Raw genomic sequence first — 15,530 nt, 5'->3', positions numbered from 1 at the left:
ATGTTTCGACACCGGCTCCGGTCTCGGCAGAGATCGCGCATACGTGTTCCGGCAATGGCGATGACATTCGCGTGAAATGCGGATCGTCAGGAGCGATCCTATCGATTTTGTTCCAAGCCTCGATCACCGGAGGCCCCTCTCCTGCTTCCTCTGACACCCCAAGGTCGGCCAATATTTGCCTTACATCGCCGGCTTGTGCATCGCTGGCTTCATGGGAAATATCGCGAACGTGTACCACGATGTCGGCTGAGCTTACTTCTTCGAGTGTGGCCCGAAAAGCCGCGACCAATTGCGTCGGCAGATCGGATACGAAGCCAACCGTATCCGATAAGATGGCTTTGTCATATCCCGGCAGCGCGAATTCCCGCATGGTCGGATCGAGAGTTGCAAACAGCAAATCCTCGGCAAAAACATCGGCACCGGTCAACCGGTTGAACAATGTCGATTTTCCGGCATTTGTGTAACCCACTAGCGCGATAACAGGCCAGGGAGCGCGCTTGCGCCGTTCACGATGTAAAGCTCTCGTTTTGCGCAAATGAGCAAGATCTTTTCGCAATTTGGCCATGCGGTCGCGGATCATCCGGCGATCGGACTCGATCTGGGTTTCGCCCGGTCCGCCCAAAAAGCCGAAACCGCCGCGCTGCCGTTCAAGGTGGGTCCAGCTGCGCACAAGGCGACCGGCCTGATAATCGAGATGCGCGAGCTCAACCTGCAAACGACCTTCTGCCGTGGCGGCCCGGGCTCCGAATATTTCGAGGATAAGACCGGTCCGATCGATAACTTTGACGTCGAGTCTTTCCTCCAGATTGCGCTGCTGAATTGCACTCAAACTGCCATCCACAATCAAGATTGTGGCTGCATGTTCCCTCATGATCTTCCCGATTTGCTCCACTTGGCCCGATCCGAACAGGGTAGCGGGCTTGGGTTTGCGAACCGAAAAATAGTGGGACGCGGTTGCGACCAATCCAATCGCCAATGCAAGGCCAACGGCTTCATCAAGCCGATGCTCGAGCGCCGACTGGCTCAGAGATACCATATCAGGATGGACGATAAGGGCGCGACCGCTCTTGCTATCGAGGCTTTCCTTCTCAAATGGTATCAATGCGCACCATCATCAGCTTGGTTATAATCGGCCAGATTGAGCGGCCCACCAGGTTGAACCGTGGAAATGGCATGCTTGTAGACCAGTTGCGACAAGCCCTCCCGCTCGAGCAGGATACAAAACAGGTCATAAGCCGATACTTCACCTTGCAACATAACGCCGTTGACCAGAAACATTGTTACAGGATCGTTGCTGTCCCGGACCGCCGTGAGGAACACTTCTTGCAGCACCCCTGCCCTGGATTTGGCGTTCTCCATCAGTTCGGCAAATGGCTTGGTATCCAACGCCTCGGAGGGCATGATTGTTGATATGGCATGCTTATACACCAGTTGCGATTGACCGTCGCGGCGGAGGAGCACTGAAAAATTGTCAAACCAGGTCACGATACCCTGAAGTTTGACACCTTTGACCAGAAACATAGTCACCGGAGTTTTCGATTTACGCAGGGAGTTAAGAAAAAGATCTTGTAAGTTGTTTGATTTATCGGTCATTTTTGACTCCAATTATTGGCTATCTTTACGATGGCATTTTAAACTTTTGTGACGATATCTTATGTTGTCGGGGGATCGCCGGTTTTCATATATGGGATTCGTGCGTGCACGACAACCGCTTTACCGTTCGGCTCACTCGACGTCGGGCTTCTTTCGTGAAGCAAGTCCCAATATCTTCAATTTCCGGTGCAAGGCAGACCGTTCCATGCCGATGAAATTCGCGGTTTTGGAAATGTTGCCGGAAAAACGTCTGATCTGAACCTTCAGATATTCCCGTTCAAAACTCTCCCTTGCTTCCCGCAAAGGCGATCCCATCAGCGAAGCGACTCCCTGGTCGAGATCGTCGTCATTGCCTAAAACCTCCGGCGGCAGCATTTCCACTTCGATTTTTGTAAACTTGTCCTTGGGTGCCAGAATAATCGTCCGCTCTATAACGTTGCGCAATTGCCTGACATTACCCGGCCAGTCGCAGGCCTGGAGTGCGGCCATCGCCTCATCCGAAATTTCGGGGGGATGCAGGCGCTGGTCGGCAGCGAAGCGTGCGGCATAGTGCTCGACAAGAACCGGAATATCTTCACGCCTCTGGTTTAGTGGCGGCAATATTACCGGCACAACATTGAGGCGATAGAACAGATCCTCACGGAATCTTTTTTCACGAATTTCGATTTCAAGGTCGCGGGAAGTCGCTGACACGACCCGGACATCCACACTCACCTTTTTGGAACCGCCAAGCCGATTGAAACTTTGCTCCGTCAAAACTCGCAATATCTTGCCCTGGGTGTCTAGCGGCATATCGGCCACTTCATCGATGAACAAGGTGCCTCCGTGGGCTTCCTCCATCAATCCGGTTTTTTCAATTTTACCGTTGCGTTCGGTACCGAAAAGCTCCTCTTCAACGCTTTCCGGTGAAAGTCTGGCTGCGCTGATGGTGACAAAGGCGGCATTTGAGCGCGAACTCCAATTATGCATCAATCGCGCAGCGACTTCCTTGCCCACCCCGGCCGGACCAGAGATGAGCAACCGGCTGCCGGTGCCGGCCACGCGTTTCAAGGTCGCTCTTACATTATTGACCGCAGCGGAGTTTCCAGTCAGCTCATCCGCGAATCCCACGCGTGCCTTGAGAATTTCATTCTCGCGCCGAAGCCGCTCTGTTTCAGTCGCTCTGGATACCAGATGCAAGAGATGTTCGGCTTCAAAAGGTTTTTCGATAAAATCGACGGCACCTTGGGAAATAGCAGCAACCGCGGTGTCGATATTGCCATGGCCAGAGATTACAATGATCGGTAATTTCGCATCAAGTTGCTTCAACTCGCTCAGCAATTCCAAACCATCCAGACGCGAGCCCCTCAACCATACATCGAGCAGGACCAGTGATGGCCGACGCTCGCTGACCGCTGCCAGGGCCGCGTCGCTGTCAGCGGCTACCCGGGTGCTATATCCCTCGTCTTCCAGAACTCCTGATATCAAGTCACGAATATCGGGTTCGTCGTCGACAACCAAAATATCTAACGCCATGCTGAACCTCTAATCCCTATTTCTCGATTTTTGCCATTTGATCACCGCTTTCGGCGGGGCCCGTCGGAATTTCGGCGAAATTCTCGGCGGTGCTATGGGACAGTCTCGCCAATTTCGAAGGACTGAACCTGATTGTCACTTTCGTGCCGCCATTTGCCGCATCATCGAATTTCATTTCGCCGAAATGCTCCTCGACTATTTTTTTGACGATCGCCAAGCCCAACCCGGTGCCACTGGCGCGTGTCGTCATATAGGGTTCTACTATCCGATCGCGTTCGATAGGCAGGCCGATGCCATTGTCGGTCAACTCGACGATGACCATCTGGTTTTCTTCCCGAACCGCCAGCTCTATTTCACCGTTTGAAACTTGAAAATTTGTACTGGTTTCGGCTTTTTGCTGAATGGCTTCTGCGGCATTTTTAATGACATTGGTGAGCGCCTGTCCCAATTGCCGCCGGTCACAAACAAGCGTTATCGGGTGATCACTGGAAACAAAGTTAAACGCCATGGACGGATAGGCTACGTCTTGCATGAACAAGGCCTGCTTCAGGATATCATCAAGATTTTCCTCACGGAAAACCGGTTTTGGCATGCGCGCAAAGGAAGAGAATTCATCGACAATATTTCTCAGATCTCCAACCTGCCGGACGATAGTGTTGGTGAGGTTGTCAAATATTGCGGCATCTTCGGTTATATGCGTGCCAAATCTCCGTTGAAGTCGCTCCGCAGCCAGTTGAATGGGGGTCAAAGGGTTTTTGATTTCATGGGCAATGCGCCGCGCGACATCTGACCATGCGGCCCGTCGCTGATCAAGCAGCTGCTGGGTAATATCTTCAAAGGTGATCACATGTCCGGTTGGACCGCCAACTATTTTCACAGCCAATGTCCGTATGTCAGAATCGGAAGCAAACTCGATGATGCTATTTTCCACACCCTCCCGAATAAGTTCTGCAAACTGGGGCGCCGCTGTCCCGATATCGACGTCGAGTAGCGCATCAACCGGCTTCGAGAGCAGTGACAGCGCCTGAGAATTGACCAGCTTGATCTCGCCTTTCTCGTCGAGACTGATAATTCCGGCGGTGACCGATTCGAGCACCGCTTCGATGAACGCCCGCCTGCTTCCCAATTGCTCGTTAGCCATGATCAGAGCCGTTGTTTGCGTTTCCAGCCGTTCGGTCATGCGGTTAAATGCCCGTCCCAACGTACCAATCTCGTCATTTTCAAACGCCCCGGGTACCCGCGTTGCAAGATCGCCTTCGGTTACGCGCTTGGCCGCATGGACCAGATCGCTGACCGGCTTGACCATCCGGTCTGCAACCATCAATGCAATCCACAATACCAGACCGACAATGAGCAACGAGATGACAAACAAAGCTATGTTGAATTGTAATTGCAGGCTTCGGGATCGAGAAAAAAGTTCTTCGTAATCTGCCAAGACCGATTGTGCTCGTTCCCACTGGCTTAACGCCAACATGTCCGAATCCCGGGCTGCATAGAGGAATATACGCGATTCCAGATCAAGCGCGGTCACCGCTTCAATTTTGTTCGGCCTTGCAGTCACGACATAGCTTTGCCCTTGTTCCAGTTGTTTCAGAACCGTCTCGGTAATCTTCGGATTCTGGTCACCATCGTCGGGATCAACGGCCGCCGCCGTCCGAGCAACTCCATCAGGCCCATATTCGATAATGGCAGATTCATTAAGTTTTCGAGATAGCACCTGAAAGACATAGCCTTCGGCAAATTCCGGGCTTTCCAAATTTGCTTGTTGCAAATAATTGCGCAAATCGTTCGCCATGGTGATCGTCTCTTCACCGACTTCACGCTGGTTCTGCTCGTAATATCCGCGCGCCAGATCATTGGCATTTTCCAACATGCCTCTTGCCCGATCGGAAAACCAGAATTCGACACCATATTGAAAAAGCAGCGAGGCAAAAATGACCACAAGCAGCATCGGGATGCTGGCGACCAGAGAGAATAACGCTACCAACCGGACATGCAGCCGGCCCTTGCTGCCGATCGAGGATTTGGCGGCGCGCCCCTTGGCAATGCGTCGTCCAAAAAGGACAAGCAATGTCATGGCGGGAATCAAATTTGCGACCAGCAGCGCGGCCGTCAATGGAGGGGATATGAAATCGGTTTGATCTGATTGGCGGCTCAGCAATAAATAGGTGCCGACCATTATTACGCCGAACAAGAGCAAAACAATCCATTCAACACGCCTCATAACGGCTTCGCGTTCCGCCATGAACGAGAGGCGCCGCAGCCAATATGCCACGCGCTTCTCCTGGGAATGGTTGGAAACCGTCATTGTGCTTTCAATACAACAGATTCGTTGCAGGAAAAGCACTAATATTGCAAAAATATCACGGTTCGGCGAACCAAACCGTCAGTTCATCGTAATTTGCTATCTGGATTGGGCAGGATCAATTTGATATTCGTTGAGTTTTTTACGCAATGTATTGCGATTTATGCCGAGAATTTTTGCCGCTTTTATCTGATTGCCGTGCGCGTGATTCATCATTTCGACCAGCAAGGGCTTTTCGAATTTTTCCAGAGCCCTGGCATAGAGATTTTCCCGTTCCGGATTGGCCATCAACGCCAAAACAATCGATTTTACATGGCCTTCAAATTCCAGATTCTCTGATTCAGCCCGATCCTCGTTGCGCCCCGTCACCAGGATCTGACGAATTGATTCCTCGGAAAGCGTATCCTCCCGGCCGCTCACGACAAGTCGATAGATGACATTCTTGAGTTCGCGGACATTTCCACGCCAATAATGGTGGCAGAGAAGATTCATTCCCTCCCGGGTAATCTGCTTGTGAGGCAACCCTTCGGTCACCGCGAGCTTGAGAAAATGCATGGCCAGGGCCGGGATGTCGCTGGACCGGTCTCTCAACGGAGGCAACTCGATAGGCACGACGTTGATCCGGTAGTACAGGTCTTCGCGAAATTTGCCCTGTTCGATCAACTCAAGAAAATTATGGTTGGTGGCGGCAATTATACGGACGTCCAGTTTGACCAGTCCTTTGCCGCCCACCCGGTTGATTTCACCTGATTGTAGTGCCCGCAAGAGTCGTGTTTGTGCATGCATCGGCATATCACCAATCTCGTCCAGGAACAGGGTCCCTCCCTGCGCCTGTTCGAACTTGCCCGAGGCATTTGCCACTGCACCCGTAAACGCTCCTTTCTCATGCCCGAAGAGCTCGGCCTCGATCAACTCCGAAGGAATCGCCGCCATATTTACCGCAATAAAGGGCCCTGATTTCCGGTGTCCCATGGCATGAATGGCTTCCGCAACCAATTCCTTGCCGGTTCCTGATTCGCCCAGAACAAGAACCGACAAATCATTTTTCAAAAGCCGGGCGATCATGCGATATACTTCCTGCATCGCCGCGCTTCGACCAACCAGCGGAAGGCTTTCTTCGTCCATGGACTGTTCAACCGGTTGCGCATTTTTCGGCTTTAGCGCTTGCCCGACCACCTCGACCAACTCATCAAGGTCAAATGGCTTGGGTAAATATTCGAACGCTCCGGTCTCCGAAGCCCGCACAGCTGTGTTGAGGGTATTCTGAGCAGAAATGATGATGATCGGGATATTCGGATGTGTGGTTTTCACGTTATCCAACGACGAAATCCCATCGCCCTCTCCCAGCCCGACATCTGTTAACAACAAATCATAGCTGGTGCTTGCCATGAGCGCGTCGCGCTCGGCGATCGACTTGCAGCTTTCAACATCATAGCCATCTGCGCGCAAGGCAGTGATGATGACGTGGCTGACCGACGGATCGTCTTCGACTAATATGATTTTTTTGTTGGCCATAAATTGTCCTGGGATCAGTTTTTCGGTGCGACCGGAAGGAAAAGAGTGAATCTGCTCGTCTCGTCCTGGTTTTGCCGATCGTAGCGGATGCGCCCGTTCATATCGCGCATAAGCTTCTTTACCAGCGCGAGACCCAACCCCTGCCCATCCTTCTTGGTTGAGACAAACGGCGAGAATATTTCATGTTCCAGATCGGTCGGAACGCCGGGACCATTGTCACACACCATGATCTGGATTGGCAGGCGAACCGCTTCGTTCTCGCCCTGTGCAGACAATGAAGCGCCAAAGCTGTATCGTGTCACGATGCGAATTTCGGGGTTGGCAAGATGTTTGGTGGCGTCCACGGCATTTGAAAACAGATTTGTCAAAACCTGCATCATTGCGTCCGGATCAATTAACGCATGTGGCAAAGACGGGTCAAATTTATCCTCTATTTTGAGGACTTGGCCGGTGGCAGCCTCGATGGATCGTCGTGCGCGATCGATTAACGTGTGGATATTGACGGCCTGGGTCCGGGCTGGCTGGGTGGACGACAAGGTCTGCATCCGGTCGAGCAAGCTGACCACCCTCTCCACTTCACTCGTAATCATCTGGGTCAGCGTTTTTTGTGATTCATCGAGCTGTCGTTCGAGGAGTTGTGCGGCTCCTCGTATCGCTGCGAGCGGATTTTTGATTTCGTGACTCAGGATATCCGGAGCACGGATTGCGAGAATTGACGGATCGTTGTTTTCATTCTCTAGAATTGGTCCGTCTTGCGGCATCGGCGACAAAGAAATCAACCGCCAGTCGGAATTGGATGCCAGGGGATGAATATCAAAATCTACAATTCCCAGTTTGCGATCATCGCTCGAAACCATGATATTGTGAGCGGTCAGACTGATTTCCAGCTCGGTCAAAGCCCTATCCAGTCTTGGGTCCGAAAACTTCAGAACATCACTGATCTTGCGGCCGATCAAGTGCTTCGCACTGGTGCCCAGGAGAGATTCTCCAGCGGGGTTGACCCGGGTGACCCGATGACAGCAATCCACAACCATCAAGGCATGATTGAGCCCTGCCAGAATTTGTTCTTCCGACGGCGCCCCGTCCATCAAGCCGCCGCTTTGCTCAGCCAAGGAGTATAAAATTCCTCCAGCATTTTTAGAACAACATGGGGATCGGCTTCTTTGTTGGCCTGATTTCGAAATTCTGCCGAACCGGGAAGTCCCTTGGTGTACCAGCCGATATGTTTGCGGGCGACTTTTACGCCGACATCTTCGCCGTACAGTTTCAGCATATCGCGATAATGCTCGTCCAAAATCGCATATTGTGTTGGAATATCCGGATCCGCGATAGTCTCTCCGGTCTTGAACCAGTGCATGAACTGACCCAATAGCCATGGTTTGCCATATGCTCCGCGACCAATCATCACCCCGTCTGCACCGCTCTGCTCAAGAGCGGTCTTGCCGTCCTCAATGCTGCAAATGTCACCATTGACGATGACCGGCACTGAAACGGCCTGCTTGACCTTGTTCACAAACGACCAGTCGGCGCTGTCCCGATACATCTGGCAACGCGTCCTGCCGTGTACCACAATCATCTTCGCACCAAGGTCTTCAGCGATATGGGCCAGTTCCGGCGCGTTCAGGCTTTGGTGATCCCAGCCCATCCGCATTTTCACCGTAACCGGTACATTGACCGCTTCGACCGTTGCCTTGATCAGAGAGGCGGCCAGCGGAAGATCGCGCATCAGGGCCGAACCGGCATCACCATTAACAACCTTTTTTACCGGACATCCCATGTTGATGTCGATAATCTGGGCGCCGCGATCCTCATTGAGCTTGGCGGCATCGGCCATTACAACAGGATCACAGCCGGCAAGCTGCATCGACACCGGCTCTTCAGTCGGATCCCATGCGCATTTTTGCAAGCTTTGGCGGGTTTCCCGAATCATCGCCTGACTTGCGATCATTTCGGTGACATTGAGCCCGGAACCAAAGCGGCGGACCAGTTTGCGAAAGGGCAAGTCGGTCACACCGGTCATCGGCGCCAAAATTACCGGACTTTCAATTTTGATATTGCCTATCGAGATCGGGAGAAGTTTCATTAGCACTGCCTAAATTTTAAGCACCCCTTATCGCCAAATCTATTTTGAGGCAAGAATTGCTTCGAACGTATTCAACGCGTAGATCGCGACCCATGATTGAAGCTAGCGACCCGTCCGAGAAGACCCATGCGTTGATTGTGGCCGCCGGTGTCGGTGCGCGGGCTGGATTACACCTTCCCAAGCAATTTGAAATGATCAGCGGCAAACCAATGGTTCGCCATAGCGTGGAAAGTTTTTTGTCCCATCCCGCCATTGATCATATCTGGATCGTGATCGGCAAAGGTCAAGAGAAACTACTATCCAAGTCTCTCGGCTCGATTTCCGCCCACAAGCTCGTCATCGGCGGCGCAACGCGTCAGCAGTCGGTTTTCAACGGCCTGAAGGCGATCCGTGATTGTGGCGGCGCCAAAAATATTCTCGTGCATGATGCTGCGCGCCCTTTTGTTCCGCACCGGGTGATTGACCTTCTGCTCGATCGACTAAAGACTGCACCGGCTGCAATTCCGGTTTTAGCCAGTGTCGATACAATGGTGCAACTGACGGAAGAACAACTGGACCGGACTGTGGACAGGAACAGTTTTTGGCGAGTTCAAACCCCGCAAGCCTTTAACTTCACAAAGCTCGTGGAAGCGCATGAACGGTTTTTTGCCGATAAAAATGCTAGTGATGATGCGCAAATTTTCCAAGCGGCCGGCAATATTGTTGCAGTGGTCGATGGCGACGAGTCACTCAAGAAATATACTTTACCATCCGATTTCGCCGGAGACAGGAAACAGCATATGCGCCAGACACGGACCGGTATGGGTTATGATGTCCACCGCTTGGCCGCTAGCGAGGACCTGTGGCTGGGCGGTGTGGAAATCCAACATGACAAGGGTCTTGCCGGGCACAGCGATGCTGATGTCCTGCTCCACGCGCTTACCGATGCGTTGCTCGGAACGATAGCAGCAGGAGATATCGGGGATCATTTTCCACCCTCGGACCCGCAATGGCGCGGCGTGGCTTCTGCCAGGTTTGTCGAATATGCCGCTTCGCTCATCGCAGAGAAAGGTGGCATCATCCATAATGTGGATATGACCATCATCTGCGAAGTCCCCAAAATCAAGCCACACCGCGAAACCATCCGGCGCAATATTGCAGAAATATTGTCTATAGGGATTGATCGGGTCAGCATCAAAGCAACGACAACTGAAGGACTGGGCTTCGCCGGTCGCGAAGAGGGCATTGCCGCCCAGGCGATTGCGACAATTTCACTGGAGGAAAATTGATGAACAATAATCTCATTGTTGGTTTAGCGCTTGCTGGCCTCGCCCAATCCGTATCCGCACAAACGGTACCGGTCCAAAACTGTTTAAGCGTCGCACAAGCCGAAGCGCTGGTGACTTATCTTTTGCCAACCGCCGTTCAGGCCAGTCGCGGCAAATGCGCGACAAGCCTGCCCGCGACGGCATCGTTATTGAAACAAAATTCCGAACAACTTGCGAAATATCGTGCGGCATCTGAAGGTGCTTGGCCACAGGCAAAAAGCGCGGTTACCGTGCTCGCCGGTGAAAAACTCCCAGCCGGAATCGACGATACGATTTTGCGACCAATTGCCGATGCGATGTTCACCCAATTGATTAGCGAAGAAATCAAGCCCAAAGATTGCAGCCTGATCGCCAAAATATACCATGATCTGGAGCCGATGCCGTCATCAAACCTGGCCAGTCTTGCTATCTCCATAGTCCAGGCCGCGACAAAGGATGACAAGAAGCAGGATATTCCCATTTGCAAAACACCGGCATGATGGTCTAACGGCGCCGGTCTATGAAAAATCTCCTTCCCCGCGAACTTGTTGCACTGGCGACAAAAGTCATTGAGAAGAATCGCGCCGCCGGACGACGGATAACGGTCGCAGAAAGCTGTACCGGAGGGTTGGTCGCAGCGGCCCTCACTGAAGTTCCCGGAAGCAGTGATGTGTTTGATTGCGGTTTCAACACCTATTCGAACGAAGCCAAGCAGAAGATGCTTGGTGTGAGCGGTGATTTGCTGGAAACCTTCGGTGCGGTATCAATTGCCGTTGCCTGGGAGATGGCTCAAGGTGCCCTCAATAATTCGGATTGCGATGTAGCAGTCGCGATTACTGGCGTGGCCGGACCGGGCGGTGGCACGGAGAAAAAGCCGGTTGGCACCGTGGTGTTCGCGAAAGCGGAGAAAGGCAAGAATACCGACGATGTGATCGCTGACCGGAAAAATTTTGGTGACGACAAAAGCCGCGCCGATATCCGGCTTCAGGCCGTGCTTGTAGCGCTTGAGCTGCTCTTGCCGGAAGACAACGAGTAGCTGCTCCCGTACACTTCGCCGGCGCGATCGACAAAGGCACTGGTCATTTTGTGCAATGCCTTGGCGAACATCTGACCCGCCAGTTTCTGGAAAACGCGGTTTTTGAACGTAAACTCGACATAGAAGTCAACATGGCACCCGCCTTCTTCGCGGGATCTGAATCGCCATTCATTGTGGAGCTGCTTCAGCGGACCGTCGAGATAGTCAACGTCGATTGACTGATTGTAAGATTTGATGACCCGCGATGAAAACTGCTCCCGCAGGCCTTTGAACCCGACCAGAACATCGGCGAGCATTTCCGTTTCGCTGTCGGACCTGACCCGCGTCCCTACGACCCAAGGCAGAAATTCCTGATAGCGCCCGACGTCGGCCACCAGCGCGTACATTTGCGCCGCGCTGTAAGGCAGGTCGCGCGTTTCTCTATGGACGGGCATCTGATCCACCTGAACGCGCCAGTTTTTCCTCGCGGGCCTGGCGCATCTTGGAAAAATCATCTCCGGCATGATAGCTGGACCGGGTCAGCGGGCTGGAAGCAACCAGCAGGAACCCTTTGGCGCGCGCAACCGAGGCATAAGCATCAAAGGCATGCGGCGTTACGAATTCACTGACCTTCACATGTTTGGTTGTCGGCTGGAGATATTGCCCCATCGTCAAAAAATCTACACCGGCGCTGCGCATGTCGTCCATCACCTGATGCACTTCGAGTCGCTGTTCGCTCAGTCCGAGCATGATTCCCGACTTGGTGAAGATCGACGGATCGAGCCGCTTGACCTGCTCCAGCAAACGCAGTGAAGCATAGTAACGCGCGCCGGGCCGGATCGTCGGGTAGAGCCGGGGTACGGTTTCGAGATTGTGATTATAGACATCGGGCCGGGCCGCGACGATCGCCTCGACCGCAGCTTCGGTCTTGTTGCGGAAGTCCGGCGTCAATATTTCAATCGTGGTATTTGGCGTTGTCCGTCGTAGCGCTTCAATCACCTTCACGAACTGACTCGCCCCGCCGTCGGCCAAGTCATCACGGTCGACCGAGGTCACCACGATATGTTCCAGCCCCAGCTTGGCGGCCGCATCGGCGGTATGCTGCGGTTCCAGCGCATCCACGGCCATCGGCATGCCGGTCTTGACGTTGCAAAAGGCACAGGCGCGGGTGCAGACATCGCCGAGGATCATCACCGTGGCATGTTTCTTGGTCCAGCATTCGCCGATATTCGGGCAGGCCGCTTCCTCGCACACCGTGTTCAGCTTGTGCTCCCGCATCAACGCACGGGTTTTTTCATATTCGGCACCCATAGGCGCTTTTACGCGAATCCAGTCCGGCTTGCGCAAACGTTCAGGGCGCGGTTCCGGTGGTGTGATCTTGGTGATTTCGTTCATTTCTATCAAATAGGGAAAGAAAACCACTCTTGCCACCCCTTAAGTCGGTGATATGGACTGGGCCATGACAAAATTTTCAGACCTGCTCAATGGCTATCGCCGCTTCCGTTCCGAACTTTGGCCGACCCAGCGGGACCGCTGGGACGAACTCAAGGAAGGCCAGAGCCCGAAGGTGATGATCATCGCCTGCAGCGACAGCCGTGTCGATCCGACCCAGATCTTCGATACCAACCCCGGCGAGACATTCATCGTCCGCAATGTGGCCGCTCTCGTGCCGCCCTTTGAAACAACCCCCGGTCAGCATGGCGTGTCCGCGGCCCTCGAATTCGCCGTCCAGTTTCTGAAAGTCGACGAAGTGGTGGTCATGGGCCATGGCAGCTGCGGCGGTTGCGCGGCGGCGCTTTCCGAGCAGATGAAGGATATGCCCCACGGAAAAGGCGGTTTTATCGCCGACTGGATCACCCTGCTCGATGATGCGCGGGCAAAAGTCGTCCATGATCATGGTGATTTGAGCCAACCGGCAGCGCAATTGGCCATGGAACATGAAGGGATCCGCACCAGCCTTGCCAATTTGCGCACCTTCCCCTGCATTCAAGAGAAGGAAGCCGAAGGATCGATTCGCCTGATCGGCGCCTGGTTCGCCATTGCCGAGGGCAAGTTGCATGTGCTGGACGAAGAAAGTGACACATTCTCGGCTGTGGACTGAAACAGCTTCGACAATGAAATAATTCAAGTAGGTTAAGTCAATCTCTTCAGGATCGATCGAAACAAACTGGCATTGGTTTTGGAACCCGTCGGCCGATGATCTTTACAAACTTTACAGTGTTATAATAAAAATCCCCGGCTCCCCCGTTCTGGCAAAACCCGACAGCGTGCGCGACGGTCAATCGCACAATGTTGGAGTTCTCGATGTCAAAGAGCCGCGCAAAGCATAATCCATCCGGCACGCTGTAGGACAGCATTTTTTCCTCTTGAACGCCCTCCCCTTGCAGTCCATCAATGCGCGATGAACCAACATAATGACAATATCGCCCTGCTGATCGATTCCGACAATGCCAGCCACAACGGCCTCGACCCGGTGCTGACTGCGCTGGCCGAGCTAGGCACGGTCAATATCCGCCGTGCTTATGGCAACTGGACCAAAAGCGCCTTGAAAGGCTGGGAGAAGATCCTCCACAAATATGGTGTCGAACCGCAGCAGCAGTTCGACATGACCAAGGGCAAGAATGCCACTGACATGAAGATGACCATCGACGCCATGGACCTGCTGTTCCGCGGCAATGTCACCGGCTTCGGGATCATGAGCAGTGATAGCGACTTCATGCCGCTGGCGATGCGGATCCGGCAGGAAGGACTGCCGGTCTATGGCTTCGGTAGCGCCAAGACGCCGGAAGCGTTCAAGCAGGCCTGCAGCCGGTTTATTGATGTCGATGCGCTGATCCAGGCGGACAAGCGCAATCGCGGCGCCACAAAAAGTGACGCCACGACGTCGGTCAAGCCGCAGCCCGCGGCCAGCACAGGCGAAACCAGCGGCAAGGTGGATGACGACCTGCTCAACCTTCTGATCGACGCCTATCAGGCCACCAAACGCGACGCCGAAGGCTATGCCAGCCTGAGCGAAGTCGGCAAAATTGCCGGAAACCGGTCGAGTTTTGACGTCCGCAATTACGGCTTTTCACGGTTGTCGGAAATGTTCGAAGCGGTCCCCAATTTTCAGACCAAGCGTGATGACCACGGACATCTGATCGTGAAGCGGTTGCGTTAAGCCTGTACTCCGGCGGAGGTTCAGGCACAAAGGCTAGCCAGTCAGCCCTGTCCGCCCTATGACCGCCTGATGCAAACCGGAGCCCTGATCACACTCGCCCTTTATTTCGTCGGCATGCTTGCCATCGGATTCTACGCTTGGCGCAAATCCACCGACAGCAGCGAAGGCTATTTGCTTGGCGGGAGACAGCTCAGCCCGGCGGTTGCCGCGCTGTCCGCCGGGGCTTCCGATATGTCGGGCTGGCTATTGCTCGGCCTGCCCGGGGCGCTTTATGCTGCGGGCCTTGTCGAGGTGTGGATCGGGATCGGGCTTTTTCTCGGCGCGCTGGCCAACTGGATCGTCGTGGCCCCTCGCCTGCGCGAACAGACTGAAAGACTGGGCAACGCCCTCACCATCCCCGAATTTCTCGCCAACCGCTTTCCCGACAAGGCCCTCGCCCTGCGGGTGACCTCGGCGATCATCATCGTCCTGTTCTTCGCGGTTTACACGGCCGCCGGTCTTGTCGGTGGTGGCAAATTGTTCGAGACCAGCTTTGCCGGACTGTTCGGCGATACCGGGATGAGCGACTATATGACCGGCATCTGGATGACCGCGGGCGTAGTGTTGGCCTACACGATGGTTGGCGGGTTTCTCGCCGTCAGCCTGACCGATTTTGTCCAAGGCTGCATCATGGTCGTGGCCCTGGTGCTGATGCCACTGGTGGTAATGTTCGGCCCGGGAGGGGCTTCTGGCGAATCAATTTTGGCGATCACGCAACCCGGTTATCTCAGCCTGACCTACGGACTGACCGCAGTGGGCTTTCTGTCGGCCGTCGCCTGGGGCCTGGGCTATTTCGGGCAGCCGCATATCATCGTGCGCTTCATGGCGATCCGCTCGGTCGCTCAAGTACCCAAGGCGCGTAATATTGGAATGAGCTGGATGGGGGTAGCATTGCTCGGTGCGGTTGGTGTCGGCATTGCCGGCCGTGCCTATGTCGAGCGAAACGGGCTGGTACTCGACGATCCGGAAACGATCTTCATAATGCTGGCCAACACATTGTTCCATCCGCTGATCACCGG

15 protein-coding genes are annotated in these 15,530 nt (G+C 53.9%); 6 read left to right on the top strand and 9 right to left on the bottom strand.

The window, feature by feature from the left end:
* From hflX to dusB, 7 genes are all read right to left on the bottom strand, one after another.
* On the bottom strand, positions 1 to 1,102 hold a 1,102-nt coding region (gene hflX, locus WBM93_RS11685; protein WP_424432042.1), incomplete at its 3' end, for a GTPase HflX.
* Entirely contained in the window at positions 1,099 to 1,593 is a 495-nt protein-coding gene (gene hfq / locus WBM93_RS11680; RefSeq protein WP_424432040.1) for an RNA chaperone Hfq, read from the bottom strand. The genes hfq and hflX, both read right to left, overlap by 4 nt.
* Positions 1,594 to 1,725: 132 nt before the next feature.
* On the bottom strand, positions 1,726 to 3,108 hold the full coding sequence (locus WBM93_RS11675) for a sigma-54-dependent transcriptional regulator (RefSeq protein ID WP_424432038.1): 1,383 nt from the start codon (positions 3,106 to 3,108) through the stop codon (positions 1,726 to 1,728).
* A gap of 16 nt (positions 3,109 to 3,124) precedes the next feature.
* Positions 3,125 to 5,383 (bottom strand): sensor histidine kinase, encoded by a 2,259-nt coding sequence (locus tag WBM93_RS11670; RefSeq protein ID WP_424432035.1) that lies wholly within the window; start codon positions 5,381 to 5,383, stop codon positions 3,125 to 3,127.
* Positions 5,384 to 5,512: 129 nt separating this feature from the next.
* Entirely contained in the window at positions 5,513 to 6,928 is a 1,416-nt protein-coding gene (locus WBM93_RS11665) for a sigma 54-interacting transcriptional regulator (RefSeq protein WP_424432034.1), read from the bottom strand.
* A gap of 14 nt (positions 6,929 to 6,942) precedes the next feature.
* Positions 6,943 to 8,040 carry a two-component system sensor histidine kinase NtrB gene (locus WBM93_RS11660; RefSeq protein ID WP_424432032.1) on the bottom strand — a complete coding sequence of 366 codons (1,098 nt, stop codon included), beginning with the start codon at positions 8,038 to 8,040 and terminating at the stop codon, positions 6,943 to 6,945.
* Positions 8,016 to 9,011 (bottom strand): tRNA dihydrouridine synthase DusB, encoded by a 996-nt coding sequence (dusB, locus tag WBM93_RS11655; protein WP_424432030.1) that lies wholly within the window; start codon positions 9,009 to 9,011, stop codon positions 8,016 to 8,018. The genes WBM93_RS11660 and dusB overlap by 25 nt, the downstream gene beginning before the upstream one ends.
* A gap of 92 nt (positions 9,012 to 9,103) precedes the next feature.
* Between dusB and WBM93_RS11650 the strand changes: the two genes are divergently transcribed.
* The 3 genes from WBM93_RS11650 to WBM93_RS11640 are packed head-to-tail and all read left to right on the top strand — an operon-like array spanning position 9,104 to position 11,333.
* Positions 9,104 to 10,279, top strand: coding sequence for a bifunctional 2-C-methyl-D-erythritol 4-phosphate cytidylyltransferase/2-C-methyl-D-erythritol 2,4-cyclodiphosphate synthase (locus tag WBM93_RS11650; RefSeq protein WP_424432028.1), 1,176 nt, complete (start codon positions 9,104 to 9,106; stop codon positions 10,277 to 10,279).
* A complete protein-coding gene (locus tag WBM93_RS11645) occupies positions 10,279 to 10,797 on the top strand; it encodes a hypothetical protein (protein ID WP_424432026.1) in 519 nt (172 codons plus the stop codon). Before WBM93_RS11650 ends, WBM93_RS11645 begins: the two co-directional genes overlap by 1 nt.
* Positions 10,798 to 10,817: 20 nt before the next feature.
* Positions 10,818 to 11,333: a CinA family protein gene (locus WBM93_RS11640; protein WP_424432024.1), complete on the top strand. Its 516-nt coding sequence runs from the start codon at positions 10,818 to 10,820 to the stop codon at positions 11,331 to 11,333.
* Here WBM93_RS11640 and WBM93_RS11635 read toward each other — a convergent pair.
* Both WBM93_RS11635 and lipA read right to left on the bottom strand, forming a co-directional pair.
* A complete protein-coding gene (locus WBM93_RS11635; protein ID WP_424432023.1) occupies positions 11,282 to 11,767 on the bottom strand; it encodes a type II toxin-antitoxin system RatA family toxin in 486 nt (161 codons plus the stop codon). The genes WBM93_RS11640 and WBM93_RS11635 overlap by 52 nt on opposite strands.
* Positions 11,754 to 12,707, bottom strand: a complete 954-nt coding sequence (gene lipA / locus WBM93_RS11630) for a lipoyl synthase (RefSeq protein WP_424432022.1) — start codon at positions 12,705 to 12,707, stop codon at positions 11,754 to 11,756. The genes WBM93_RS11635 and lipA overlap by 14 nt, the downstream gene beginning before the upstream one ends.
* Before the next feature lie 64 nt (positions 12,708 to 12,771).
* Here lipA and WBM93_RS11625 point away from each other — a divergent pair, with 64 nt between their 5' ends.
* The 3 genes from WBM93_RS11625 to WBM93_RS11615 all read left to right on the top strand — a co-directional run.
* The gene (locus tag WBM93_RS11625; RefSeq protein WP_424432020.1) at positions 12,772 to 13,413 is read left to right on the top strand and encodes a carbonic anhydrase; all 642 of its coding nucleotides are present in this window, start codon (positions 12,772 to 12,774) and stop codon (positions 13,411 to 13,413) included.
* Positions 13,414 to 13,713: 300 nt separating this feature from the next.
* Positions 13,714 to 14,472 carry an NYN domain-containing protein gene (locus tag WBM93_RS11620; RefSeq protein ID WP_424432018.1) on the top strand — a complete coding sequence of 253 codons (759 nt, stop codon included), beginning with the start codon at positions 13,714 to 13,716 and terminating at the stop codon, positions 14,470 to 14,472.
* Between the two features lie 69 nt (positions 14,473 to 14,541).
* A partial coding sequence (locus tag WBM93_RS11615; protein ID WP_424432016.1) for a sodium:solute symporter family transporter occupies positions 14,542 to 15,530 on the top strand: 989 nt, incomplete at its 3' end.

This window comes from Parasphingorhabdus sp., assembly GCF_049667325.1.
GTDB lineage: Bacteria > Pseudomonadota > Alphaproteobacteria > Sphingomonadales > Sphingomonadaceae > Parasphingorhabdus.
Note: the sequence above shows the minus strand (reverse complement) of the source record. Positions and strands in the feature narration are given on the sequence as shown.